Raw genomic sequence first — 24486 nt, 5'->3', positions numbered from 1 at the left:
CTTGTTCGGGGGGCCCAGGGAGGGGAGCGGGGCCGCTTGGGGCACGTCCCGCGGCTGAGGCGCCGCGGCCCGTCGCCGCTCTGCCGCCCGACCGTTCGGCACACCTCTCGGATCGCTCGGCACTGCGGTCGAGGATCGGGCGACATGGACCCCGCCCCGGGGCCCTGGTAGGTTTCCGTCGATCGACCAGGCAGTCGATCACTGCGACCCGGGGGCCTCACGACCCCCGACCCCCGGCGGTGCCGCCCCTCCCGGCGGACCGCCTCCGACCAGTAAAGGCCACCATGACCGACTCCGCGCTGTCCGGGACCTGGGACATCGACCCCACCCACACCCGCATCGGCTTCGCCGCCCGTCACGCCATGGTCACCAAGGTGCGGGGGGCGTTCAACGAGGTCAGCGGCACGCTGGTGCTCGATGTGGAGGACCCCTCCGCCTCGTCCGCGACCCTCACCGTGCAGATGGCGAGCATCGACACGCGCACCCCGCAGCGCGATGAGCACCTGCGCAGCGCGGACTTCTTCGACGTCGGGACCTACCCGGAGATGACCTTCGTGGCTGGTCGCATCGAGGAAGTCGACGAGGGCAGCTGGATCGTGGACGGCGCCCTGACCATCCGCGACGTGACCCGCGATCTCGCGGTGCCGCTGCGCCTCGTGGGCATCGAGAACGACCCCTTCGGCGCGGTCCGCGCGGGCCTCGAGGGCAGCCGTCGCATCGACCGTCGCGACTGGGGCATCTCCTGGAACACCCCGCTGGACTCGGGCGGCCTGCTGGTCTCCGAGAGCATCCAGCTCGAGTTCGAGCTCTCCCTGGTCAAGCGGGCCTGAGCACGGGTGACCCCCTCCCCCGCCGATCTCCCTCCCGCGCTCGCCGCCTGGCTCCCGCTGCTGCGCTGCCCCACCTGCGCCGACACCCTCACGGCCGACGGGCGCTCCCTGCGCTGCCCGCAGCGGCACAGCTTCGACCGGGCCCGCGCGGGCTACGTCTCGCTGCTCGGCGGAGCCGGAGCGGTCTCGGGCGATGACGAGTCGATGGCGCGGGCCCGCGAGCGGTTCCTGACCACCGGCGCCTACGACCCGCTGCTCACCGCCCTCGGGGATCTCGCCGAGGAGACCGTCCCCGCCCTGCGGCAGGACGAGCGCTCGACGGTGCTCGACGCCGGCTGCGGACCCGGCTGGTACCTGGCCGGGATGCTCGAGCGCTTCGACGGAGCGGTGGGCCTGGGCCTGGACACCTCGGCGCGCTCGCTGCGCTCCGCGGCGCGAGCCCATGAGCGGGCCGCCGCGGTGACCGGGGACGTGTTCGCCCCCTTCCCGCTCGCCACCGGGTCCGTGGACCTGCTTCTGGACGTCTTCGCGCCGCGGAACCCGGGAGAGTTCGCGCGGGTGCTGCGCCCGGGCGGAGCCCTGCTGGTGGCGCGCCCGGCGGAGGCTCATCTGGCGGAGCTGCGCGAAGTGGTGCCGGGGATGGTCTCGGTCGACCCGCGCAAGGAGGAGCGACTGCACCGCGCTCTCGATCCGCTGTTCACCCTCGTCGCGGAGCGCGAGGTGCACAGCGAGCTCGTCCTCACCGCCGAGCAGGCGCAGGATCTGGTGGCGATGACACCGAGCGCCCGCCACGTCGATCCCGCGACCGTCGGGGCCGCCCTCGCGTCCACGGACGGACTCGCCGTGCGCCTCGACGTGCGGCTCAGCGCGCACCGCCCCCGCTGAGGCGAACGCCGCCGGCACGTCCACGTCACCTAGGCTGGAGGCTCCGTGCCGCCGTGCGGCCTCACCGCCGCCGAGACCGTCCAGGAGCGCCGTGTCCCCCTCCGCCCCGTCGTCCGTCCCCGCAGCGCCCCCCGACGCGGGAGCCCCCGTCGGCGCCCGCGAGCGGTCGGAGCCTCCCGAGACTCCCGCACTGCGCCGTCGCGCCGCCTTCCTCGACTTCGACGGGACGCTCGCCCGGCACGGCGTCGTGCCCCGCGCCCAGGCCGAGGCGGTGCTGGCCGCCCGCGCGGCCGGACATGCCGTGCTGCTGTCGACGGGGCGCCCGGGATCGATCGTCGCCGAGGACGTCGCCGCGCTCTTCGACGGCTGGATCACCTCCGCCGGTGCTCACGTGCGGATCGGCGCGGAGCTGCTGCGCGATGAGCGTCTGCCCCCGGAGGTCACCACGCGGGCGGTCCACGTGCTCGAGGCGCACGGCGCCGCCTTCGTGCTCGAGGCTCCCGAAGCCCTGTGGTGCACCGAGCGGTCCGCGCAGCAGCTGCGCGAGCGTCCCCGCCGATCGGTGGTCCCCGCCGAGGGGGATCGCGGCCGCGGCACCGAGGACCTCCTCGCTGCGGTGAGGACCACCGATCGCCTCGCGGAGGTGCCGGCCGCGAAGATCACCGTCTGGAGCTCGCCCGTGCCGATCGAGGCCCTCGCGGAGGACATCGGCCCCGAGCTCGGGGCGCTGCCCAACTCCATCTCCCCGGACGGCCTCGGCTCGGGCGAGCTGCATCTCGCCGGGGTGGACAAGGCCCAGGGCCTGCTCCTCCTCGCCGAGCACCTCGGGGTGCCCGTCGCGGACACGATCGCGATCGGTGACGGGATGAACGACCTGGGCATGCTCCGCGCCGCCGGCACGGGGGTCGCCATCCGGGGGTCGCGCGCCGAGGTCCTCGCCGCTGCGGATCTCGAGGTGCCACCTCCGGCCGAGCACGGCGTGCTCCACGCCTTCGAGCGGCTCGGCCTGCTCTGATCCGCCGTCGGGCGGCGCCTGCCTCCCGCCGCGCAGCTCAGCTGCGGTGCCGCAGACCCAGCAGGACCAGCCCGGCGGCGGCCAGCAGGGCGCCCACGCCGAGCAGGATCACCGCCGAGGGCCCCACCTCCGCCGCGAAGCGCTCCTGGAACGCCTGCACGATCGACCCCAGGACGGCGGCCTGGTCGATCTGGTCGGGGACGATCTGCTCGATCCGCTGCGCCAGGAACCAGTCGCCGAGCCCGGCGGCGATCCCGCCGAGCCCGGCGAGGACCAGCAGGATCCGGCGGTGTGCGCCGAGCAGCAGGGCGAGGGCGGCGAGCACCAGGGCGATCGGCCCGAGCCGGTGCGCCCAGGGGTCGAGCACCTCGGCTCGGGAGAGCAGCGGTACGTCCGGGACGGTGAACAGGGTGATGGTGAGGTCCTCGGGGCGGGGCACGCTCACGAAGGGCACCGCGTCCTCCACGGCGGTGAGCATCTCATCGGCCAGGGGCGCGAGGTCGACGTCGACGGGGCTCCCGCCGGGGGTGAACAGGGCCCCGTGGAGCTGGACCATCGCCTCGTCCCAGACGGCTTGGTAGCCGCCGGTTCCGGTGAGTCTCGCGGCCTGCTCCTCGAGCGTCGGCCGGATCGAGTCCGCGAGCCAGCCGGGCACCCTCTCGTTCCCGAGCACCTCCTCGACGGCGGAGTCGGAGAGCTCGCGCTGCAGCTCCGGATCGGAGCCGAGCGGCTGCGCGATCGCCAGGAAGCCCTCCTGGTCCACGACGTTCTCCTCGAGCCAGACGGCGGGGAGCCACGCCGCCCCCAGCACCGTCGCGACGAGCAGCAGCGCCGTGGCGAGGAGGTCGCGGACGGGATCGAGAGCGCGTGAGGTCGGCACCGTTCCACGGTACCCGGCCCTCCCCCGGGAACGGGAGCGGCCCCGCCTCCCGGAGGGGAGGCGGGGCCGGAACGGCGCTGGGGCGATCAGCCGACGCGGATGAAGGTCCAGTCGCCCGAGTAGATCTTGCGCTCGGAGGTGTCCACGCGGGGGTTGCCGGCGTCGACGAACTGGTTGCCACCGGCGTAGATGCCGATGTGACCGGGCTTGTAGACCAGGTCGCCGGGGCGAGCCTCGGAGCGGGGGATGACGGTGCCGGCGGCGGCCTGCGCGCCCGCGGTGCGGGGGAGGTTGATGCCGTGCTGGGCGTAGACCCACTGCACGAAGCCGGAGCAGTCCCAGCCGGAGGGCGAGGAGCCGCCGTAGACGTAGGGGGTGCCGATGCCGGAGCGGGCGGTGGCCAGGACCGAGCTGCCCTTCGCGGCGGAGGCCGGAGCCTCGCTCTGCTCCTCGTCCTCGGAGGACTCCTCGTCGGAGTCGGACTCGTCGGAGTCGGACTCGTCGGAGTCGGACTCGTCGGAGTCGGACTCGTCCTCGTCGGAGGACTCCTCACGGCTCTCGCGCTCGGTGGAGCGGTCCGCGGACTCGTCCTCGTCGCGGGACTCGGTCTCCTCCGAGGTGCCCTCCTGCTCGTCCTCGTCCTCCGCCGGGGTCTCCTCGACGACGGGCTCGGGCTCGGGCAGCTCGATGGAGATGGTCGCGGCAGGGGCGATCACGGTCGCGGCGCTCGCGGACGCCTCGGCGGCGGGGATGCCGACGGCGGGGGCGCTCACGGGGGTGAGCACGGCGGGGGCGGCGTCGGCCTGCGGGGCGGCGGGGGCCTCGGCGGCGGGATCGGCGGTCGCGGCGGCGGCACCGCCGAGCAGCATGGCGGCGGCCATCGCGGTCCCGGCGGCGGCGCGCCCGGCGCGCACGGCCGGGGTCACCGGGCGCATGGCACGGCGGTGGGTGTTCATCGCAGTCTTCGACACGTTCAGCTCCCTGCCCCTGGACCGTGGTCCTCGCGCTCTCGGCGTCTCGCTCTCCGATCCGGTGCGCGATGGGGCGTTCCGGGCGGGTCACCGTGAGTCCTGGTCCCGCGGTGCACCCCGAGACTAGGAGCTGAGCGGGCTTCGGGACAGCTCGACCGAAAGGTTCTGGGGAGAGCTTGACGGACCCTTTACCGAGCGGTCGGCAGACTGACGTGCAGCTGGCCGGCGACCACCTCGGTGACCGCTACCTCTCCCCCCTCGGGGCCGCGCAGCACGAGGGTGGAGGCGAGTCGCTCGACCTCCAGGTCCGCTCCCGGGATCATGCCCTGACGTGCGAGGTCGCCGAGCAGCGCGACATCGGACTGCACCCGCTCGCCGATCCGCTCGAGGCGCACGGCACGGGTCTCGCCGTCGGCGACCACCTCCACGAGCTCCGAGACGGCGGAGGCGGAGTCTTTACCCTCGGGGGTGAGCGCGGTCTCGTCGATCCCGAGGGCCGCGAGGCCCGGGATCGGGTTGCCGTAGGGATCGACGTAGGGCGGCCGGATCTGCGCGGCGATGCGCTGCTCGACCTCGAGGCTCATCACGTGCTCCCAGCGGCACGCCTCTTCGTGGACGTGCGGGTAGTCGAGCCCGATGACGTCCAGCAGGTGCCGCTCGGCGAGGCGGTGCTTCCGCATGACGTCGGTCGCGATCTCCTCGCCCTCTCGGGTGAGCCGGATGCGGCGCTGGTCGTCGAGGTGCAGCAGTCCGTCGCGCTCCATGCGGGCGACCGTCTGCGAGACCGTGGGGCCGGAGTGGCCGAGGCGCTCCGCGATCCGCGCCCGCATCGGCGCGACTCCCGCCTCGTGGAGCTCGAACACCGTCTTCAGGTACATCTCGGTGGTGTCGATGAGATCTCCGGACACAGGCCCTCCTCGGTCGGCGCGACTGGCGTCGTCCAGCTTATCCGGCGGGCCGACGGGTCGGGCCGCGTTCGCGGGCGGCGGAGCCGGAGCGGACGCCTTCCCGCTCGCGTCCCCCGATCAGACGAGCAGCCCCACCAGGTGCAGGAGCACGCCGAAGCCGTTGAGCAGCAGGTGCGCGAGGATGCACACCCACAGCCTCCGCCAGCGCCGCCACATCAGGCCGAGCGCGATGCCGGTGGTCCCCTGGAGGGCCAGGGCCTGCGCCGTGCTCGCCCACAGCGACCCGTCGCCGTGGCTGGGGACGTGCATCAGGCCGAAGAGGATCGCGGCGAGCAGCAGCCCGGTCCCGGAGCCGACGAGCGCCTCGAGCCGGGTCTGCAGCAGGCGCCGGTAGAGGAGCTCCTCGCCGACGCCGGCGGTGATCGCGGTGGCCGTCGCGGCGATCAGCAGCAGGGCGAGGGGCGGCCAGGCGGAGGGCCCGCCCGAGGAGAAGGGCCCGAGGGTGGAGAGCACGCCGAGCACCAGCGCGGGCAGGACGATCACCCACCCGCGCACCCCGGGGCGTCCGATCTCGATCGACGGCCCACGGCGCCGGGCGGACAGCGCGAGCAGCACCATCGGCACCAGGAGGAACATGACGGCCTTCGCCAGCACGTAGTCCTCGTCGGTGGGCAGCAGCGGCACCAGCAGCGGGAAGCCGCACGCGAGGAGCACCAGCAGCGCGGCCTCGGCGCGGACGGCGCGGGGCCGGCGCACGCCCACCTCCGCGTCGCCGCGGCCGCGCGGCAGCAGCAGGGTGAGCGCGATCGCGAGCAGAGCGGGCACGATCAGCAGCGGCACCGGCATCGGGGCGTAGCCCGGATCGCGGGAGACGACGACGCCCTCGGGGTTCAGCCCGATCGTCACGCCGATTGCAAGGACGAACAGCGAGATCAGGGCGCCGACGACGGCGGGCCGGTCGGCGGGGGCCTGCCGCGGGGCGGCGGCCTCGGGGTTGCGGGGTGCGGGGGCTCCGACGTCAGCGGTGGTCACCGCCCCATTCTCGCCGAGCGCTCCGCCGCGGGACCCCTCCTTCGGTCGAGGATGCCCCCCCCACACCACACCTTGCCGCGGGGACGAGCAGCCACCGGACCCTGGTGGGGGTCCGGGGCGCTGCACGGCGACGTCGCGCTCAGGAGCGCGTGACGCTCCCGCTCAGAATGGGGTCAGGCGAGGCCCTTGATGATCTCGCGCATGAGGTCGGCGGTCTCGGTGGGGGTCTTGCCCACCTTGACGCCGGCGGCCTCGAGGGCCTCCTTCTTCGCCTGCGCGGTGCCGGCGGAACCGGAGACGATCGCGCCGGCGTGGCCCATGGTCTTGCCCTCGGGGGCGGTGAAGCCCGCGACGTAGCCGACGACGGGTTTGGTCATGTTGTCCTTGATGTACGCGGCGGCACGCTCCTCGGCGTCGCCGCCGATCTCGCCGATCATCACGACGCCCACGGTCTCCGAGTCCTTCTCGAACGCCTCGAGGGCGTCGATGTGGGTGGTGCCGATGACCGGGTCTCCGCCGATGCCGATGGCGGTGGTGAAGCCGATGTCGGCCAGCTCGTACATCATCTGGTAGGTCAGGGTGCCGGACTTGGAGACCAGGCCCAGCTTCCCCGCACCGGTGATGTTCGCCGGGGTGATGCCGGCGTTGGACTTCCCGGGGCTGATCAGGCCCGGGCAGTTCGGGCCGATGATGCGGGTGGTGCCCTTCGACTGGGCGTAGTTGAAGAACTCGGCGGAGTCCTTGACCGGGATGCCCTCGGTGATGACCACCAGGAGCGGCATCGCCGCATCGATCGCCTCGAGCGCCGCATCCTTCGCGAACTTCGGCGGCACGAAGACCACCGAGACGTTCGCGCCGGTGGCCTCCATGGCCTCCCTCACGGTGCCGAAGACGGGCACCTCGTGGCCGCCCTCGAAGGAGACGGACTGCCCGGCCTTGCGCGGGTTCACGCCGCCGACGATCTGGGTGCCGGAGTCGAGCATGCGCTGGGAGTGCTTCATGCCCTCCGAGCCCGTCATGCCCTGGACGATGACCTTGCTGTTCTCATCAAGGAAGATAGACATGTCGGGTGCTGCTCACTTTCCTGCGGCGGCCGCGGCGACCTTCGCGGCACCGCCGTCCATGGTGTCGGCCTGGGTGACGAGGGGGTGCGCGAAGTCGGCGAGGATCTTGCGACCCTCCTCGACGTTGTTGCCGTCGAGGCGCACGACGAGCGGCTTGGTGGCGGCGTCGCCGAGCTTCTGCAAGGCGCCGACGATGCCGTTGGCGACCGCGTCGCAGGCGGTGATGCCGCCGAAGACGTTCACGAACACCGCGGTGACCTGCTCGTCGCCGAGGATGACGTCGAGGCCGTTGGCCATCACCTCGGCGCTCGCGCCGCCGCCGATGTCGAGGAAGTTGGCGGGCTTCACCCCGTGCGCCTCGCCGGCGTAGGCGACGACGTCGAGGGTGGACATGACCAGGCCCGCACCGTTGCCGATGATGCCGACCTCGCCGTCGAGCTTGACGTAGTTGAGGTCGAGGGCCTTGGCCTTCGCCTCCAGCGGGTCCTCGGTCTTGGCGTCGACCAGGGCCGCGTGATCCTCGTGGCGGAACTCCGCGTTGTCGTCGAGGGTGACCTTGCCGTCGAGGGCCACGATCTCCCCGGCGCCGGTCTTGACAAGCGGGTTGACCTCGACCAGGGTCGCGTCCTCCTCGCGGTAGACGTCCCACAGCTTCTGCAGCACGGGGGCGACCTTGGCGCCGGTCTCGGCGTCGAAGCGCGCGGCCTCGACGATCTCCTGCGCCTTCGCCGCGTCGATGCCCACGTTCGGGTCCACGGCCACGCGGGCCAGGGCCTCGGGGCGCTCGACGGCGAGCTGCTCGATCTCCATGCCGCCCTCGACGGAGCACATGGCGAGGTAGTTGCGGTTCGCGCGGTCCAGCAGCAGCGAGAAGTAGTACTCCTCGGCGATGTCCGCCCCGGCGGCGACCATGACGCGGTGCACGGTGTGGCCCTTGATGTCCATGCCGAGGATCTCGGCGGCCTTCTGCTCCGCCTCCTCGGGGGACTTCGCGATCTTCACACCGCCGGCCTTGCCGCGGCCTCCGGTCTTCACCTGCGCCTTGACGACGACGACCGGGGTGCCGAGCTGCTCGGCGGCAGCCTTGGCAGTGGCCGGATCCTCCGCGACGACTCCTCCGAGCACGGGCACGCCGTGCTTCTCGAAGAGATCGCGGGCCTGGTACTCAAACAGGTCCACGGGGTGCATTCCTCTCGATGTCGGCAGCGGGCGGCAGGCCGCCTTCGGCCTCGATGCCGCCCCTGAGAACACGGCCAGCCTAACGCGCTCGGGCCCTGCAGACCGCGGCCCGGAGCAGTGTGCGCGGAGTCTCACGTCGCGATCAGGAATGCGCCTTCCGGCCGCGGGGCGTCCAGGTGGCGGCGCTACCATGCCGGGATGAGCCGACGCTCCCGCAGCCTCCTGGGGCGCATCAAGGACCACCTCGTCATCAGCGTGGTCACCATCGGCGTGCTCTTCATCGTGCTGCGCCTGGCGGGTCTGCGCTCGACCTTCGCGAGCTTCATGCTCTCGCTGCTGATCACCATCGGCCTGAACGTCGGGCTCTCCTACTACGCCGACTACCGCGCTCGTCGGCCCCGCTCCCCCGCTCCTCGGGGCGGCGGCGACATCCGCTGGCGCGAGGAGGACCGCTGATGTCCGACTGGAAGACCTACGCGAAGGCGGCGCGGAACACCGCCCGCAAGCAGGGGCCCGACGTCGCCGGTTACGTGCGCGCCGCCGGGAAGGCTCTCGAGGCCGGGGCCGGCGAGGAGCGGCCGCGCACCGCGCACCAGGAGCGGCCCCTCGGGGAGCGGCTCCAGAAGGACGCCGCCGCCTACTACACCGTCGCCGAGCGGCGGGTGAAGCGGGCGAACCTCATCCCCCGCCTGCTGCGGGCTTTCCGCGACGCCGTGCTGATCGGTGCCTCGCTGCTCGCGATCTGGGCGGTGCTCGCCGCGGCGGGGATCCCGATCCCCTTCACCGGCGTGGTCATCGCGGTGCTCGTGATCATGGTGCTCTCCGCCGGGGTGTCCGTCTTCTCCGCGCGACGTCGCGACGCCGACGACGGGTCCGGCCGGGGCTGAGCCCGCCCCGGGCACGCCACGGGACCCTCGCCCACGGGACCTTCGCCGACGGGAGCGCGAACACCCGGACCTAGCCTGGAGCGGCCCCGTTCCGTCCCTGCCCGGACCGCCGCCGTCCCGGCGACGTCCTGCCCCGAGGTGCTCCCGACCGTGCCGTCCTCCCCCGCTTCTCCCCGTCGTCCCGCAGGTCCCGCCCCCGCCACCGGGCGCGGCGCGTGGCATCGCCGCGCCTCCCGCCCCATTCTCCTGTGGATGCTCGCCCTCGTCCTCGTGGTGATCGGGCACCAGTGGGTGCCACAGGCGCGCTGGCTGATGGTCCACATGGTCACGCTGGGGCTGATCACCACGTCGATCATGATCTGGGGGCAGCACGTCGCGGAGGCGCTGCTGAAGACCCGTCTGGCCGAGGAGACGAGGGGCCGGCAGCTCGCCCGGCTGCGCCTGCTGACCGTCGGCGTGATGCTGACGATCGCGGGGATGCTGCCGGAGTGGCCGTGGCTCGTGGTCCTCGGCGCGCTGGCCGTCTCCGCGGCGCTGCTCTGGTACGCCGCGGCGCTCGGTGCGCAGATCCGGGCGGCGCTGGCGCCTCGCTTCGCCGCCACAGTCCGCACGTACGTCGCGGCGGCGTGCCTGCTGCCCGTCGGCGCCGTGCTTGGCGCGGTGATGGCCTTCAGTCCGGGCGAGCCCTGGCAGGGCCGGCTGCTGCTCGCCCATCAGGTCGTGAACGTGTTGGGCTTCGTGGGGCTCACGGTCACCGGGACGCTGCTGACGTTGTGGCCGACGGTGCTGCGCACGCGCCTCCCGGCGGACGCGGCTCAGCGCGCCTCGGGCGGGCTGCTCGGCATGCTGATCGCCGTCCTCCTCGCGGTCGCGGGGGCGCTGACCGGCTCGACCCTGATCGGCTGCGCCGCGCTCCTCGGCTATCTCGGCTCGTTCGCAGCCGTCGCGATCACCCTGGTGCGGGTCGCCGTACAGAGCGCACGCCAGGAACACCGGGTGCCGCCGGCGCTGTTCCCGATCCTGTCGATCGCCGCCGGGATGGGCTGGTTCGTCGTCGCGACGACGGGACTGCTGACGATGTGGTGGCGTTCGGCCGATGCGCAGATGGTGTCGTCGCTCGTCGCCGCCGACGTCCAGCAGCTCACCGTCCCGTTCGTCGCCGGCTTCCTGCTGCAGGTGCTGTTCGGCGCGATGAGCCATCTGCTGCCGGTGACCCTGGGCGGTGGTCCCCGGGCGACGTCGGCGGGTCTCGCCGTGATGAGCCGCGGAGCCGTGCTGCGCGTGGTCGCCTACAACCTGGTCGTCGCCTTGTTCGTGCTCGCCGAGGCGGGCACCGCCGGGTCCGGGGCGCTGTTCTCCGCGCTCACGCTCGGGACGGCGGAGGTCTCGGGCTTCGGCTCGCTCTCCCGCGTGATCCTGTCCCTGCTCGGCCTCGCGGTGCTGCTGGCGTTCGTGGTGCTGATGGTGCTCGCCGTCCGGGAGAACCGGCGCCACCGCGGCGCCGTGCCCGTGTCCCTGAAGCCCCCGACGTCGCAACCCCCCGCTCCCGCCGTCGAGCAGCTCGCCCCCCGCCTGGAGCGACGCGCGCTCACCGGGGCGCTGCTTGGCCTCGGCTCGGTGCTCGGGGCCACCGCGCTCGGCGGGTCCCTCGACCGTGCCCAGGGTTCTCTCCCGTCCTCGGCAGGTGCGGGCGCCGGAACCACCACGGCGGTGTCGCCCACCGGGAAGACGACCACGATCGCGGTGTCGATGGCCGAGATGCGCTTCGTCCCCGACCTGCTCGAGGTCCCGGTCGGGAATACCCTGGTGATCGAGCTGAGCAACGACGACCCTCACGACGTGCACGACCTCGTCCTCGCCACCGGCGCCTCGTCCGGCCGTCTGCAGCCGGGCGCGTCGACCGTCCTCGACGGCGGGGTGGTCACCCACGATCTGGAGGGTTGGTGCTCGATCGTCGGCCACCGTGCGATGGGCATGACCCTCACCGTCGTCGCGACCGGTGCGTCTCCGGGAGCGACCGAGGGCGATGCGGCCCACGGCAACGACTCCGGTGCCGACGAGCTGGCCCGCGTGCCCGCCGACATGACCGCCGCGCCCGGATCGGGCTACACGACGCGCGATGCGCGTCTCCCCGCGCCCTCCGGGACCCCGCAGCGGCTCACGCTCCAGGTCACCGAGGTCGCCGCCGAGATCGCGCCCGGGGTCACCCTGGACGCGATGACGTACGACGGCACCGTCGTCGGACCGGTGCTGCGCTCCGAGCTCGGAGCCCGGCTCACCGTCGACCTCGTCAACAACGGGTCGATGGGGCACTCCCTCGACCTGCACGCCGGTCGCGTCGCGCCTGATCCGGTGATGCGCACGATCCCGCCGGGCGAGCGGCTCGAGTACTCGATCACCACCGACCATGCCGGGATCTGGCTCTACCACTGCTCCACCATGCCGATGTCGGTGCACCTCGCCGCCGGGATGATCGGGGCGCTCGTGGTCCCGCCACCGGAACTCGCCACCGCCGACCGCGAGTACGTGCTGGTCCAGTCGGAGCACTATCTCGTCCCGGCCGGCGCAGCGGGCTCCGACTCGGCGATGCACGAGGGCGCCCTGCCGGTCAGCCCCGCGAAGATCGCCGCCGAGAGGCCCGACCTCACCGTCTTCAACGGCCACGCCACCCAGTACGTCCATGCCCCGCTCGAGGCCCGGGTGGGTGAGCGGGTGCGACTCTGGGTACTCGCCGCGGGCCCCTCGCGCGGAATCTCCTTCCACGTGGTGGGCGGCGTCTTCGACACCGTCTTCAAGGAGGGCGCCTACCTGCTGCGCCCCGAGGACGGCAGCGGCAGCGGGGCGCAGGCGCTCGACCTCGCTGCCGCCCAGGGCGGCTTCGTGGAGCTGGTCTTCGACGAGCCGGGCACGTACACCGCCGTGAACCACTCCTTCGTAGAGATGGAGCGCGGGGCGCGGGCGCTGATCCGCGTCACCGCCTGAGCCGCGGGCCGGGCGGCGCGAGGGGGGTCAGAGCTTGGTGATCGGCGCGTAGCGCAGCAGCAGGCGCTTGGTGCCGTGCGGGGCCTTGAACTGCACTTCGACCTGGGTCTTGTCGCCCTGACCGGCGACCTCCGTCACCGTGCCCATCCCGAAGGAGTCGTGGGTGACCCGGTCCCCCGGCGCGAGCTGCGGCAGCGAGGCGGCCGGGGTGGGCTTGCGCCCCGACCCGAGGCTCGGCCGCTTCACATCGGAGCGACCGCCGCCGATCCCGCCGCTGAACGAGGGGCCCCGTCGGCCGCCCCCGCCGTAACCGCCGGAGGAGGACCCCCCGTAGGCGCCGGAGGAGTAGCCGGCACCGCTCAGGGTCGAGCCGGCGCGGGCCACGTCGAGGGTCTCCTCGGGCACCTCGTCGAGGAAACGGCTGGCGGGCATGAACTGCGCCTGTCCCCAGGTGGCGCGCATCTGCGCCCGGGTCAGGTACAGCTTCTCGCGCGCCCGGGTGATGCCCACGTAGGCGAGACGCCGCTCCTCCTCGAGCTCATCGGGATCCGAGAGGGTGCGGTTGTGGGGGAAGGTGCCGTCCTCCATGCCGGTCAGGAACACCACCGGGAACTCGAGGCCCTTCGCGGTGTGCAGGGTCATGAGGGTGACGAACTGGTCCTCGGCACCGGGCAGCTGGTCTGCATCGGCGACCAGCGAGACCTTCTCCAGGAAGCGGTCCAGCAGCGAGGCGGCGGGGTCGGCAGAGATACCGTCCTCCTCCTCGAGCTCGCTCGCGATCGCCGCCTCCGCCTCGACCTGGGCCTCGAACTCGGCGGCGACGGAGAGCAGCTCGGCGAGGTTCTCCAGGCGCGACTCGTCCTGGGGGTCGTCGCTGCCTTGCAGCTCGGCGTAGTAGCCGGAGCGGGTCAGGACGGCCTCGAGCAGCTCGGCGGGGCCGTCGCCCCGCTCGGCCTGGGCCTGGAGGTCCTCGAGCATCGCCACGAAGACCCGCACGGCGTTCAGCGAGCGGGTCGCGATCCCGGGGGCCTCCTCGGCGCGGCGCAGCGCCTCGCCGAAGCCGATCCGCTCCCGCTCGGCGAGCATCGCGATCGCGGCCTCGGCCCGGTCCCCGATGCCGCGCTTGGGGACGTTGAGGATGCGCCGGAGGTTGATCTCGTCGGCCGGGTTGGCCAGCACCTGCAGGTAGGCGACGGCGTCCTTGATCTCGCGGCGCTCGTAGAAGCGGGTGCCGCCGACCACTCGGTAGGGCAGGCCCACGCGGATCAGCTGATCCTCGAGCGCGCGGGACTGGGCGTTGGCGCGGTAGAAGATCGCCACATCCCCCGCCCGGCGGCCGTCGTCGACGAGCGCGTCGATCTGCCGACCGATGTAGCGGGCCTCCGACTGCTCGTCGTCCGCGACGTAGAGCGTGATCTTCTCGCCGGAGCCCTGGTCGGTCCACAGGTTCTTCTCGCGGCGGCCCTGGTTGCCGGAGATCAGCGCGTTGGCGGCGCTGAGGATGTTCTGGGTCGAGCGGTAGTTCTGCTCCAGCACGATCGTGCGCGCGGAGGGGAAGTCCTGCTCGAACTCGATGATGTTGCGGATGGTCGCGCCGCGGAAGGCGTAGATCGACTGGTCCGAGTCGCCCACCACGGTGAGGGAGGCGTGCGGGTCGTCGCCCACCAGCTCCCGCACCAGCTGGTACTGGGCGGTGTTGGTGTCCTGGTACTCGTCGACCATCAGGTGGCGGAAGCGACGCCGGTAGCCCTCGCGGATCGCGGGGTTCTCGCGCAGCAGCGTGACCGTCAGCCCGATCAGGTCGTCGAAGTCGACGGCGTTCGCCTGGCGCAGGCGCTCGGTGTAGTTCGTGTAGATCCGCGAGAGGGTCTGGTCGAAGCCGTCCTTCGAGAGCTCGGCGCGGTCCGCGAAGTCGATCGGGTCCACGAGGTCGTTCTTCAGCGACGAGATCCGCGAGGCGATCATCCGCGGGGCGTGCTTCTTGGTGTCGAGCTCGAGGTCCTTGGCGATCGTGGTGATCAGCCGGAGGGAGTCCGCGCTGTCGTAGATCGTGAAGGAGCTCTTCAGGCCCGCGGCCGCGGCGTCGCGCCGCAGGATCCGCACGCAGGCGCTGTGGAAGGTCGAGACCCACATGCTGCGGGCGATCGGGCCGACGAGCTCCTCGACCCGCTCGCGCATCTCGGCGGCCGCCTTGTTGGTGAAGGTGATCGCGAGGATCTCCCCCGGCAGCGCTTCGCGGGTGCGCAGCAGGTGGGCGATGCGCCGGGTGAGCACGCGGGTCTTGCCCGAGCCGGCGCCCGCGACGATCAGCAGGGGGCTCCCCCGGTGCTCGACCGCCTCGCGCTGGGCGGGGTTGAGATCGTCGACGAGGCCCGCGAGGTCCCCGGCGGGCGCTGCGGCGCGCGCGAGCGCCGGGGCGAGCACGGGCGACGGGGGCAGCTCCGCGTATGGGGGCTCGTCCTCCTCCGGCGGAGCGTCCTCCTCCGGGGGTGCCTCCTCCTCGTGGGGCGGGATCTCCTCGTCGAGCGGCGGCTCCGCCCCGGCGGGAGGCGCTCCGCCGCCGGACGGGGGCGCGACCTCCACGCCGTCCAGGCGGCGGAAGGCGTCGGGCAGGGAGAGGTCGTCGAAGAGGGAGCTCATGAGGACCTCAGGATAGAGCGAGGGTCAGACGAGCACGGCGACGAACACGTTGACGATGATCGCCAGCGGGATGCCGAACCACACGGCCGACGGGGTCTCCTCGCGGCGGCGGTTCGCGATGTAGGCCAGGACGGCGGCGGCGATGCCGATCAGGAGCTTGATGCCGAGCTTCATGTGGTTCGGGTCGCCGAGCACGGAGACCAGCGCGGCGAGGATGATCCCGAGCACCAGGGCCCCGGCGATCGCGTGGGCCATGCCCGGGTTCGGGGTGCGGGTGCGGGCGGCCCCGACCCAGGTGCCGAGGCCGACGGCCCAGCAGATCAGATGGAGGGCGACGAGGACGGAGAGGAGGATCGACATGCGTCCAGATTACGGTCCGCCACCTGGGAGGACCCGCTCCGGACCGTGCGAGAATCGCCGCATGTCCGCGGCCGACGACCCTGCTCCCGAGACCCCGGCTCCCTTCCTCGCGGAGCTCGCCGAGGAGTTCGAGACCCCGACCCCTCCCCGGGTCTCCCCCGCCCGTGCGGTCGCGGCCGCGCTGTCCGTGCTGCTGGTGCTCGCGATGCTGGCCTGGGCGCTGCCCTGGGCGACCGGCGCCACCTGGCCGTTGATCCTCGAGGCCCTCACCACGATGCCCGCCTGGGCGCTGCCGGCGATGCTCGTCCTGGGCGCCGCGGCGCTCGTGCTCGAGGCCGTCACCGTGCGCACGGCCGTGGCCGGCTCCCGGCTCGGGACGGTCCTGCCGGCGCATGCCGCGGCGACCGGCCTCGGTCTCGCCCTCCCCGGGGGGACCGTACTGGGCCTCGGACTGCTGGGCTGGCTGCTGCGCCGGGCCGGAGTCGCCGTCGGCGCGATCGTCACGGGGATCCTCGCCGCCTCGCTCGTGGACCTCGTGGTCTCCTCGATCCTCGTCCCTCTGCTGGGCCTCGGCGCGTACGCCCTCTCGGCGACGGCGCTGCCCCTGCCGGGCGGGATCTGGGCGGCGGTCCTCGCCGTGGCGGGGAGCGTGCTCGCCCTGGCCCTGACCGGACTGGGCCTGCGCCGCAGCGTGCTCGCGGCGGTGCTCGAGCGCCTCGCCCAGCTGGGAGACGCGATCCCCACCGCGGGCGTCCTCGCCCAGCGGGACGCTCTCGTGGACCTGCTGCGCCGTCGGCCCCTCTCCCTCGCGCTGCCCACGCTCGCCGCACGGATCATGCAGTGGACGGCGCTGCTTCTCGCGCTGCGTGCCGCCGGCGTGGAGGTGCCGCTGCTGCTGACCATCGCCCTCTTCGCCCTCGGACGCGTGCTCGCACTCGTCCCGATCACCCCGGGCGGGGCGGGGATCACCGAGACCGTCGGCGCGGCGGCGCTCGTCGGGCTCGGGGTGGTCGCGGCAGACGCCGCCGCGGCGATGCTGCTGCTGGCCGTCGCGACCCTCGTGGTGCCGCTGGTCGGCGGCGGGATCGCGGTCGCGGCCGCGATGGCCCGCTCCTCGGGTTCGGCTCAGCCCTCGTCATCCCGCTCGTCGTAGTCCGGGGTGTCGATCCCGAGCGTGTGCGAGGGATGGGCGGGGAGCACCGCCGCGGACTCGGCCGCGAGCGGGTAGCCGCCGATGCTCGCTCCCTCCCGGGTGCCGATGAACTCGGCCACCTCGTCCACGTGACGATGCGCGTCGTCGCCGCGGCCCAGGAAGCCCGCCCCCGCATAGCCGCCGAGGCGTCGGCCGCTGACCCGCTCCTCGGCGAGAGCGGCCCGCTCGAGCCGGCCCGCCGCGCCGCGCAGGCCGCTGCTGAGGCGCCCCAGCTCCGCGTACTCCTGCCCGGTCCAGCGGTCCAGCAGGTCCTCGCCGAAGCGCCGGGTCGGGGCGTCCTCCGAGCGGGAGAGCTCTCCGAGGGAGTTCGCCAGGCGCAGGCGCAGCAGGGTGAGGCGGTCCGCCGCCCGACGCATCTTCTGCGCCTGGGAGCGCAGGTCACGCACTGGTGCGGGCATCCCGTCCCTCCTCACCGCCGGGGTCGCGCTCATCGTAGCGGGAGGTGGTCGACCCAGTCGTCCAGGATGCGCAGGGCACGGGCGCGGGCGTCCGCGTCGGAGAGGAAGACGTCGTGCCGGGCCCCGTCGACCGGCTCGATGCGCACCCGCGGCCCGAGGCGGCGTGCGGCGGCCGCGAGGGAGCGGACGTCGAGCACGGTGTCGGCGCGGCGCATCGGCTCGGAGAAGCGGCGCGCGATGCGGGTGCGCCGCGAGTGCAGGACCAGGATCGGCAGGGCGAGGGGTCCGGCGGCGCGCAGCCGGCGCTGCCCGTCGAGCACGGCGGCGAGGGTCGCGGCGGGGAACGGGTGGCCGCCCGGCGGCTTCATCACGAGGTCGTAGTCGTACAGCCCGCCGTGATCGCGGTGCGTGGTGCGGGCGTAGTGCGAGGCGCCGACGGGCAGGATCGGCCGGCGGTGCAGGCGCCCCGCGAGCGCCCGCACGGGGGCATCGGCGAGGCGCCGCGTGGCCGGTCCGAGGTGCATCTCGAGCCAGGGAGAGTTCAGGGCGAGGGCCCGGACGGTGCCGGGGCGGCGCTGCGTCCACAGCGCGGCGGTGAGCCCACCGGTGGAGTGGGCCAGGAGGATCGGCGGGCGGTCGCGACCGATGATCCGCAGCGCGCGGTCGATCTCCTCGTCGTAGCGGCTGAGATGGTCGACCTCGGTGGCGGTCTGCCCCGCCAGCAGGGCGCGGCCGTGCTTGCGCAGGTCCAGACCCCAGACATCGAGGCCCCGGGAGCCGAGGTGCTCCATCAGCTCCCGGTCGAAGACGTAGTCGGACCAGCCGTGCAGGAGGAGGATCGGGGGGAGCCGCTCCGCTCCCTCCCGTTCGCGGTGGACGAGGACCGCGATGACGGGGCCCTCGTCATCGGGGGCGAGCTCGAGCACTCGACGCGCGTAGCCGGCGCCGAGGACCCGATCCGGGATCACTCGGTGCGGGAGGTGGAGCGCAGCATGTCCACCACCTCGTGGCGGTGGTAGCGGCGATGCCCGCCGAGAGTGCGCATGTAGGAGAGCTTCCCGGCCTGGGCCCAGCGGGTGACCGTCTTGGGGTCGACGTGGAACATCTTCGCGACCTCGGCAGGAGTGAGCAGCTCCTCCGGAGCGTCGTCGCGCTCCGTGGTTCCGTTCGACATGTCTCGGGCCCTCCTGCGTGGCAAATGGATGGGGAGAGTACCGCCCGGGGGTACGGCGGCTCGCACGGACCAGGTTACCGCTCCCAGGAAGTCGACACGCAATCCCCTTCACGACGAGTCGCAAGGGATCTCCAGCACTCCGGGGCCTCGGCGTTAGCCGGATCCTGGCACCGCCATGTACTCTTGGGATCCGAATCAATGCCATCTTCCGGGTCGACCAGAACACCCGGGCAGCAGACGCACAGGGGGTCAGATCCATGGGTCGCGGCCGACAGAAAGCCAAGCACACCAAGGTGGCACGGGACCTCAAGTACTACAGCCCTCCGACGGATCTCACCGCCCTGCAGCGCGAGCTGCAGTCCCAGCGCGGCGAGACCACCACCCCCGCCGAGAGCGACGAGTGGACCGAGGACAGCGACGACTGGGCCGAGGAGGACGCCCCCTCCGCCCACCGACGCTGAGGCTGTCCGGCGATCGCCGGCACCGTGACGACTGCCGAGGGCCGACCCACCGGGTCGGCCCTCGCATCGTCTCTGCTCGTCTCCGGGGACGGCCCCGGTCGGTCCGGTCAGACCCAGCCCGGGTGCTGGCCGACGAGCTGCACCGACCCGCCCTCGACACCCTTGGCGCCGGTGACGATGCGCTCGAGCTCCCGGGAGGGGGCACCGAGGCCGTCCGCCGCCAGCACCTCACCGATCGCCCGGGCGCCGAGGCCGCGCTCGGCGAGGAGGGCGAGCACCGCGTCGGCCTGCTCGGGGGCGACCACGGCCACCATCCCGAGTCCCATGTTGAGGGTGCCCTCGAGGTCCGTCTGCGGGACCGATCCCCACACGGCGACCTGGGAGAAGACGGCGCCGGGGGTCCAGCTCGCGCGATCCAGCCGGGCCCCGAGGCCGACGGGCATCACCCGGGCGAGGTTCGCGGCGAGGCCGCCGCCGGTGACATGGCTGAGCGCGTGGACCGCTCCGCGCGTGCTCTCCGCGCGCAGCACGGCGAGGACGTCGGCGGCGTAGATCCGGGTGGGCTCCAGCAGCTCCTCACCGAGGGTCCGGCCGAGGTCCTCGACGTGCGCTGCGAGGTCGAGGCCCTGCGCCGCCACGACGGCGCGCACCAGGGAGTAGCCGTTCGAGTGCAGTCCCGAGGCGTCCATCCCGATCACCACGTCGCCCGCTCGGACCCGCTCGGGCCCGAGGAGGTCCTCGGCGTCGACCACGCCGACGGCCGCGCCGGCCACGTCGTAGTCCTCGGGCGCCATGAGGCCGGGGTGCTCCGCGGTCTCGCCGCCGACGAGGGCGCAGCCGGCCAGCCGGCAGCCCTCGGCGATGCCGCGCACGATGTCCGCGATCCGCTCGGGGACCACGGCGCCGCAGGCGATGTAGTCGGTCATGGCGAGCGGCTCCGCGCCGACCACCACGATGTCGTCGACCACCATGCCCACGAGGTCGCGGCCGATGGTGTCGTGCACGTCGAGGGCGCGGGCGATCGCGATCTTGGTGCCCACGCCGTCGGTCGAGGACGCCAGCAGGGGGCGGCGGTACTCCTTGAGCGCGCTGACGTCGACGAGCCCGGCGAAGGCGCCGATGCCGCCGAGGACCTGCGGTCCGTGGGTCGCGGCGACCGCGGACTTCATCAGCTCGACGGCGCGGTCGCCCGCGGCGGTGTCGACGCCGGCGGCGGCGTAGGTGAGCGCGGGGCCGGCCTGGGTGGGCTGGGTGGGCTGGGTGGAGTTCATGCGTCCTTCCCGACGAGGATGCCCTGGGCCGAGGCGACCGGATCGGGCAGGGCGACCGGGTACGTCCCGGAGAAGCAGGCGGTGCACAGGGACTCGCGGTCCTGGCCGGTGGCGGCGATCATGCCGTCCTCGGAGATGTAGCCGAGGGAGTCGGCGCCGATGGAGCGGGCGATCTCCTCGGTGTCCAGGCCGTTGGCGATGAGCTCGGCCCGCGAGGCGAAGTCGATGCCGTAGAAGCAGGGCCAGCGCACGGGCGGCGAGGAGATCCGCACGTGGACCTCCGCGGCCCCGGCCTCCCGCAGCATCCGCACCACGGCCCGCTGGGTGTTGCCGCGTACGATCGAGTCGTCGATCACCACCAGGCGCTTGCCGGCGATGACCTCCTTGAGCGGGTTGAGCTTGAGCCGGATGCCGAGCTGGCGGATCGTCTGGCTGGGCTGGATGAAAGTACGGCCAACATAGGCGTTCTTCACCATCCCCTGGCCGTAGGGGATGCCCGCCTCCTGGGCGTAGCCGATCGCCGCGGGGGTGCCGGACTCGGGGGTCGGGATCACCAGGTCCGCGTCGACGGGATGCTCGCGGGCGAGGCGCCGGCCCATCTCGGCCCGGGACTCGTTGACGCTGCGGCCCGCGATGCGGGTGTCGGGCCGGGCGAGGTACACGTACTCGAAGACGCAGCCCTTGGGCTGGGCCGGCAGCACCTGCTCGCTGCGCAGTCCCTGCTCATCGATCACGATCATCTCGCCGGGGGCGACCTCGCGCACGAAGCTCGCGCCGCAGATGTCCAGCGCCGCGGTCTCCGAGGCGACCACCCAGCCGCGCTCGAGCCGGCCGAGGACCAGCGGGCGGATCCCCTGCGGGTCGCGGGCGGCGTAGAGCGTGGTCTCGTCCATCACGGTGAAGCAGTAGGCGCCCCGCAGCCGCGGCATGACCTCGCGCAGCGCGTCCTCGAGAGGACCCTCGGTGTTCAGCAGGGCGGTCACCAGGGCGGTGTCGGTGGTGTTGCCGCGGGCGATCTCGCCGCGGCGCTGCTCGCCGAGCCGCTCGCGGACCAGCTCGAGCAGCTCGTCGGTGTTGACCAGGTTCCCGTTGTGGGCGAGCGCCACGGTGCCCACGGGCCGCGGGCCGAGGGTGGGCTGAGCGTTGGACCACACGGAGCCGCCGGTGGTCGAGTAGCGCGTGTGCCCGATCGCGATGTGGCCCTGCAGCGTCTCGAGCGAGGCCTCGTCGAAGACCTGCGAGACCAGGCCCATGTCCTTGTAGACCAGGATCTGCGAGCCGTCGGAGGTCGCGATGCCCGCCGACTCCTGACCCCGGTGCTGCAGCGCGTACAGCCCGTAGTAGGTCAGCTTCGAGACGTCCTCGCCGGGGGCGAAGACGCCGAAGACACCGCAGGAGTCCTGCGGCCCCTTCTCCCCGGGGAGCAGGTCATGGGAGAGATGTCCGTCGCCGCGTGCCACCGGCACATTCTGACACAGGGGCGCGGTTCAGGATCTCGGCGTCCGCGGGCCCCGGTGGCGGATCGCATCGATCAGCGCGGCGATCGCGGCGAGCGGGACGCCGACGAACATGATCGCCAGCAGGATCAGGTTCAGGACCGAGGGCAGGTCCGGCAGTCCGAGGAAGGGCGAGGCCAGGAGCGCGCCGACGGCGGGCACCGCGAGGCAGATCGCGACCCACAGCCCGAGGGCGGGGGTGCGTCCGCGGCGCACGAACACCGCGGTGCTGGTCTCCGTCGTGTCCGACGCATCCGTCGTATCCGTCACGTCCGGGGACTCCGTCTCCGCGGGCGCGGCCTCTGGGGTTCCGGTCCCCGCGGCGGTCTGCGGGTCCTGCGCGGTGGGGTCGTCCTGGGTGTTCACAGCACTCCTGCGGCCTCGACCGCGGCGGTCGCCACGGCCGGATCGGTGGTGGAGGAGCCGGCGGTGCGTGCGGAGAGGTGCACGGAGCCGACGCCGGTGGCGCGCACGAGGGGGACCACGTCCGCGGGACGCACCCCTCCCCCCGCGCAGATCTCGAGCAGGTCCTCGGCGGCCTCGACCATGAGCGCGAGGTCCGCCGCGCCGTCGAGGGCGCGCGCCGCGCCGCCCGAGCTCAGCACCCGGTGGACACCGAGGCCGAGCAGCGTGGTGACAGCCTCAGCGCGCGCCGCGGCGTCCGGCAGGACGTCGACGGCCCGGTGGCAGGTGAAGGTCACGCCGCGGGCGGCGGACTGGGCGGCGCGCAGCGCCCCGTCGCGGATCGTCTCGAGACCGGGCACGTCGAGGGCGCCCTCCGGGGTCAGCGCGCCGATCACGACGCCCGCGGCGCCCGCGGCGACAGTCTCGGCGGCCTGCTCCGCCATGAGCTCGATCTCCTCGGCGGAGTAGACGAACTCCGCGGGGCGCTCCAGGAAGTCACCCTCCCCGGCGCGGCAACGGATCAGCACGTGCACGTCGAAGTGGGGCTTCGCGTCCCGGGCCGCGACCAGGGCGGCGGCCCGCTCGACGCAGGCGCGGACCAGGTCGGGCGGCGGGGTGACCCCGCCGCGGTCGAGGTCGGCGCACAGCTCGACGCGGTCCGCTCCGGCCGCTGCGGCGGTCTCGAGCCCGGTCAGGTCCTGGACCGCGATCTCGACGGCGATGCTCATGACTCCTCCGGGGTGCGGACGGCGCGGCGTGCCCCGGGCAGCGGCAGCATCTCGGAGAGGTCGCTGCGCTCCCCGCTCGCGCGGACGCGGCCGTCGGCGACCGCCTCCGCCCAGGTCACGGAACCGGTCGCGAGACCCAACCAGGTCTGCGCGTCGGTCTCCACCACCGCGGGCGGGGTGCCGCGGGTGTGCCGGGTGCCGGCGATCGCCTGCACCGCGGCGAAGGGCGGGACGCGCACCTCGACGGCCCCACCGGGGTACTCCTCGGCGAGGTCCTCCAGGGTCGATCGGACGGCCGGGGCGAGCACGGTGCGAGGTGCGGTGCCAGGGTCGAGGGCCCAGGCCCGCAGCGCCGCCCGCCCGGTCCCGGGATCGGTGCGGCGGGGACTCACGGCAGCAGGTCGTGGACCGCGATGGTGTCGGCCCGGTCGGGGCCCACGCCGATCGCGCTGATGCGGCAGCCGGCGAGCTCCTCGAGGCGGCGCACGTAGTTCTGCGCGTTCTCGGGCAGGTCCTCGAAGGTCCGCGCCTCGGAGAGGTCCTCGCTCCAGCCGGGCAGGGTCTCGTAGACGGGGACCGCATGGTGGAACTCGGTCTGGGTCATCGGCATCTCGCGGTGGATCACGCCGTCCACGTCGTAGCCGGTGCAGATCGGGACCTCGTCGATCCCGGTGAGCACGTCGAGCTTGGTGAGCACGATGTCGGTGAAGCCGTTGATGCGCACCGCGTGGCGGATCATCAGGGCGTCGTACCAGCCGCAGCGGCGGGGGCGGCCGGTGTTCACGCCCACCTCGCCGCCGGTCTTCTGCAGGTACTCGCCCCACTTGTCCTCGAGCTCGGTGGGGAACGGACCGGCACCCACACGGGTGGTGTACGCCTTGACGATGCCGATCACCCGGTCGATCCGGGTGGGGCCGACGCCGGTGCCGGTCACGGCGCCGCCCGCGGTCGGGTTGGAGCTGGTCACGAAGGGATAGGTGCCGTGGTCGACATCCAGGAAGGTGGCCTGGCCGCCCTCCATCAGGACCACCTCGCCGCGGTCGAGCGCATCGCCGAGCAGCACGGTGGTGTCCACCACCATCGGGCGCAGGCGCTCCGCATAGGACAGCAGCCCGTCGACGATCTCGTCGACCTCGACGGCGCGCCGGTTGTAGAGCTTGACCAGCAGCTCGTTCTTCTGCCGCAGGGCGCCCTCGACCTTCTGGCGCAGGATCGACGCGTCGAAGAGGTCCTGGACGCGGATCCCGAGGCGGCCCACCTTGTCGATGTAGGCGGGCCCGATGCCGCGGCCGGTGGTGCCGATCGCGCGCTTGCCGAGGAAGCGCTCGGTCACCTTGTCGAGGGTCTGGTGATAGGGGGCGACGATGTGCGCATTGGCGCTGATGCGCAGGCGGGAGGTGTCCACGCCACGCGCCTCGAGCACTCCGATCTCCTCGAAGAGCGCCTCCAGGTTGACCACCACGCCGTTGCCGATCACCGGGGTGACCTGCGGGGACAGGATGCCTGCGGGAAGGAGCTTGAGCTCGAACTTCTCCCCCGCGACGACCACGGTGTGCCCGGCGTTATTGCCGCCGTTGGGCTTGACGACGTAGTCGACGCGCTCTCCGAGCAGGTCGGTCGCCTTGCCCTTCCCCTCGTCGCCCCACTGGGCTCCGACGATCACGACGGCGGGCATGGCGACTCCTGGGGCGAGGGGTGGGGTGCGGG

25 protein-coding genes are annotated in these 24486 nt (G+C 73.2%); 8 read left to right on the top strand and 17 right to left on the bottom strand.

Features of this window, described 5'->3' with window-relative positions; translation table 11 throughout:
- The first annotated feature begins 284 nt into the window (after window positions 1-284).
- The 3 genes from V1260_RS13005 (at window position 285) to V1260_RS12995 (ending at window position 2730) form a co-directional block, all read left to right on the top strand.
- Entirely contained in the window at window positions 285-830 is a 546-nt protein-coding gene (locus tag V1260_RS13005; RefSeq protein WP_329747247.1) for a YceI family protein, read from the top strand.
- 6 nt (window positions 831-836) lie between these two features.
- Window positions 837-1715: a putative RNA methyltransferase gene (locus V1260_RS13000; RefSeq protein WP_329747246.1), complete on the top strand. Its 879-nt coding sequence runs from the start codon at window positions 837-839 to the stop codon at window positions 1713-1715.
- A gap of 91 nt (window positions 1716-1806) precedes the next feature.
- Window positions 1807-2730, top strand: a complete 924-nt coding sequence (locus tag V1260_RS12995) for an HAD family hydrolase (protein WP_329747245.1) — start codon at window positions 1807-1809, stop codon at window positions 2728-2730.
- A gap of 37 nt (window positions 2731-2767) precedes the next feature.
- Here V1260_RS12995 and V1260_RS12990 read toward each other — a convergent pair whose 3' ends face one another.
- The 6 genes from V1260_RS12990 to sucC form a co-directional block, all read right to left on the bottom strand.
- Window positions 2768-3610, bottom strand: a complete 843-nt coding sequence (locus tag V1260_RS12990) for a hypothetical protein (RefSeq protein WP_329747244.1) — start codon at window positions 3608-3610, stop codon at window positions 2768-2770.
- A gap of 86 nt (window positions 3611-3696) precedes the next feature.
- The gene (locus tag V1260_RS12985; protein WP_329747243.1) at window positions 3697-4581 is read right to left on the bottom strand and encodes a C40 family peptidase; all 885 of its coding nucleotides are present in this window, start codon (window positions 4579-4581) and stop codon (window positions 3697-3699) included.
- Window positions 4582-4769: 188 nt separating this feature from the next.
- The gene (locus tag V1260_RS12980; protein WP_329747242.1) at window positions 4770-5489 is read right to left on the bottom strand and encodes a metal-dependent transcriptional regulator; all 720 of its coding nucleotides are present in this window, start codon (window positions 5487-5489) and stop codon (window positions 4770-4772) included.
- Between the two features lie 117 nt (window positions 5490-5606).
- Window positions 5607-6521, bottom strand: coding sequence for a CPBP family intramembrane glutamic endopeptidase (locus V1260_RS12975; protein WP_329747241.1), 915 nt, complete (start codon window positions 6519-6521; stop codon window positions 5607-5609).
- A gap of 173 nt (window positions 6522-6694) precedes the next feature.
- Window positions 6695-7585: a succinate--CoA ligase subunit alpha gene (gene sucD, locus V1260_RS12970; RefSeq protein WP_329747240.1), complete on the bottom strand. Its 891-nt coding sequence runs from the start codon at window positions 7583-7585 to the stop codon at window positions 6695-6697.
- Window positions 7586-7597: 12 nt separating this feature from the next.
- Window positions 7598-8764 (bottom strand): ADP-forming succinate--CoA ligase subunit beta, encoded by a 1167-nt coding sequence (gene sucC / locus V1260_RS12965; protein ID WP_329747239.1) that lies wholly within the window; start codon window positions 8762-8764, stop codon window positions 7598-7600.
- A gap of 198 nt (window positions 8765-8962) precedes the next feature.
- Between sucC and V1260_RS12960 the strand changes: the two genes are divergently transcribed.
- From V1260_RS12960 to V1260_RS12950, 3 genes are all read left to right on the top strand, one after another.
- Window positions 8963-9220: a hypothetical protein gene (locus V1260_RS12960; RefSeq protein ID WP_329747238.1), complete on the top strand. Its 258-nt coding sequence runs from the start codon at window positions 8963-8965 to the stop codon at window positions 9218-9220.
- Window positions 9220-9651, top strand: a complete 432-nt coding sequence (locus V1260_RS12955; RefSeq protein ID WP_329747237.1) for a hypothetical protein — start codon at window positions 9220-9222, stop codon at window positions 9649-9651. Before V1260_RS12960 ends, V1260_RS12955 begins: the two co-directional genes overlap by 1 nt.
- A 252-nt stretch (window positions 9652-9903) precedes the next feature.
- Entirely contained in the window at window positions 9904-12633 is a 2730-nt protein-coding gene (locus tag V1260_RS12950) for a multicopper oxidase domain-containing protein (protein WP_329747236.1), read from the top strand.
- A gap of 27 nt (window positions 12634-12660) precedes the next feature.
- Here V1260_RS12950 and pcrA read toward each other — a convergent pair whose 3' ends face one another.
- Window positions 12661-15273, bottom strand: coding sequence for a DNA helicase PcrA (gene pcrA / locus V1260_RS12945; RefSeq protein WP_329747235.1), 2613 nt, complete (start codon window positions 15271-15273; stop codon window positions 12661-12663).
- A 24-nt stretch (window positions 15274-15297) separates the two neighbouring features.
- Window positions 15298-15633, bottom strand: coding sequence for a hypothetical protein (locus V1260_RS12940; RefSeq protein WP_329747234.1), 336 nt, complete (start codon window positions 15631-15633; stop codon window positions 15298-15300).
- A gap of 61 nt (window positions 15634-15694) precedes the next feature.
- On the opposite strand from V1260_RS12940, the gene V1260_RS12935 reads away from it, so the two are divergent.
- On the top strand, window positions 15695-16786 hold the full coding sequence (locus V1260_RS12935; RefSeq protein WP_329747233.1) for a lysylphosphatidylglycerol synthase domain-containing protein: 1092 nt from the start codon (window positions 15695-15697) through the stop codon (window positions 16784-16786).
- Here the strand turns inward: V1260_RS12935 and V1260_RS12930 are convergent.
- From V1260_RS12930 to V1260_RS12920, 3 genes are read right to left on the bottom strand one after another with little or no spacing between them, the layout of a single operon-like run.
- Window positions 16759-17244 carry a hypothetical protein gene (locus V1260_RS12930; protein ID WP_329747232.1) on the bottom strand — a complete coding sequence of 162 codons (486 nt, stop codon included), beginning with the start codon at window positions 17242-17244 and terminating at the stop codon, window positions 16759-16761. The two genes, V1260_RS12935 and V1260_RS12930, sit on opposite strands and share 28 nt — an antisense overlap.
- 29 nt (window positions 17245-17273) lie before the next feature.
- Complete coding sequence (locus V1260_RS12925) at window positions 17274-18170, bottom strand: alpha/beta hydrolase (RefSeq protein WP_329747231.1); 897 nt, start codon at window positions 18168-18170, stop codon at window positions 17274-17276.
- A 38-nt stretch (window positions 18171-18208) separates the two neighbouring features.
- The gene (locus V1260_RS12920) at window positions 18209-18418 is read right to left on the bottom strand and encodes a BldC family transcriptional regulator (RefSeq protein WP_329747230.1); all 210 of its coding nucleotides are present in this window, start codon (window positions 18416-18418) and stop codon (window positions 18209-18211) included.
- A 257-nt stretch (window positions 18419-18675) separates the two neighbouring features.
- Here V1260_RS12920 and V1260_RS12915 point away from each other — a divergent pair, with 257 nt between their 5' ends.
- Window positions 18676-18879 (top strand): DUF3073 domain-containing protein, encoded by a 204-nt coding sequence (locus V1260_RS12915; RefSeq protein ID WP_329747229.1) that lies wholly within the window; start codon window positions 18676-18678, stop codon window positions 18877-18879.
- A 107-nt stretch (window positions 18880-18986) separates the two neighbouring features.
- Here V1260_RS12915 and purM read toward each other — a convergent pair whose 3' ends face one another.
- Genes purM through V1260_RS12885 form a run of 6 tightly spaced genes read right to left on the bottom strand, consistent with a single transcriptional unit; the run spans window position 18987 to window position 24454 of the window.
- Window positions 18987-20150, bottom strand: coding sequence for a phosphoribosylformylglycinamidine cyclo-ligase (gene purM, locus V1260_RS12910; protein WP_329747228.1), 1164 nt, complete (start codon window positions 20148-20150; stop codon window positions 18987-18989).
- Window positions 20147-21610, bottom strand: a complete 1464-nt coding sequence (gene purF / locus V1260_RS12905) for an amidophosphoribosyltransferase (RefSeq protein WP_329747227.1) — start codon at window positions 21608-21610, stop codon at window positions 20147-20149. Before purF ends, purM begins: the two co-directional genes overlap by 4 nt.
- Window positions 21611-21637: 27 nt before the next feature.
- On the bottom strand, window positions 21638-22012 hold the full coding sequence (locus tag V1260_RS12900) for a hypothetical protein (RefSeq protein WP_329747226.1): 375 nt from the start codon (window positions 22010-22012) through the stop codon (window positions 21638-21640).
- Window positions 22009-22779 carry a copper homeostasis protein CutC gene (locus V1260_RS12895; RefSeq protein WP_329747225.1) on the bottom strand — a complete coding sequence of 257 codons (771 nt, stop codon included), beginning with the start codon at window positions 22777-22779 and terminating at the stop codon, window positions 22009-22011. The genes V1260_RS12900 and V1260_RS12895 overlap by 4 nt, the downstream gene beginning before the upstream one ends.
- Window positions 22776-23171: a sterol carrier family protein gene (locus V1260_RS12890; RefSeq protein WP_329747224.1), complete on the bottom strand. Its 396-nt coding sequence runs from the start codon at window positions 23169-23171 to the stop codon at window positions 22776-22778. The genes V1260_RS12895 and V1260_RS12890 overlap by 4 nt, the downstream gene beginning before the upstream one ends.
- Window positions 23168-24454 (bottom strand): adenylosuccinate synthase, encoded by a 1287-nt coding sequence (locus V1260_RS12885; protein ID WP_329747223.1) that lies wholly within the window; start codon window positions 24452-24454, stop codon window positions 23168-23170. The genes V1260_RS12890 and V1260_RS12885 overlap by 4 nt, the downstream gene beginning before the upstream one ends.
- Window positions 24455-24486 lie beyond the last annotated feature (32 nt).

Origin of the sequence: Brachybacterium sp. J144 (assembly GCF_036321705.1) — a bacterium.
In the GTDB taxonomy this organism is placed as follows: domain Bacteria; phylum Actinomycetota; class Actinomycetes; order Actinomycetales; family Dermabacteraceae; genus Brachybacterium.
The sequence above is the reverse complement of the archived record's forward strand: the minus strand, read 5'-3'. Positions and strand labels throughout refer to the sequence as shown.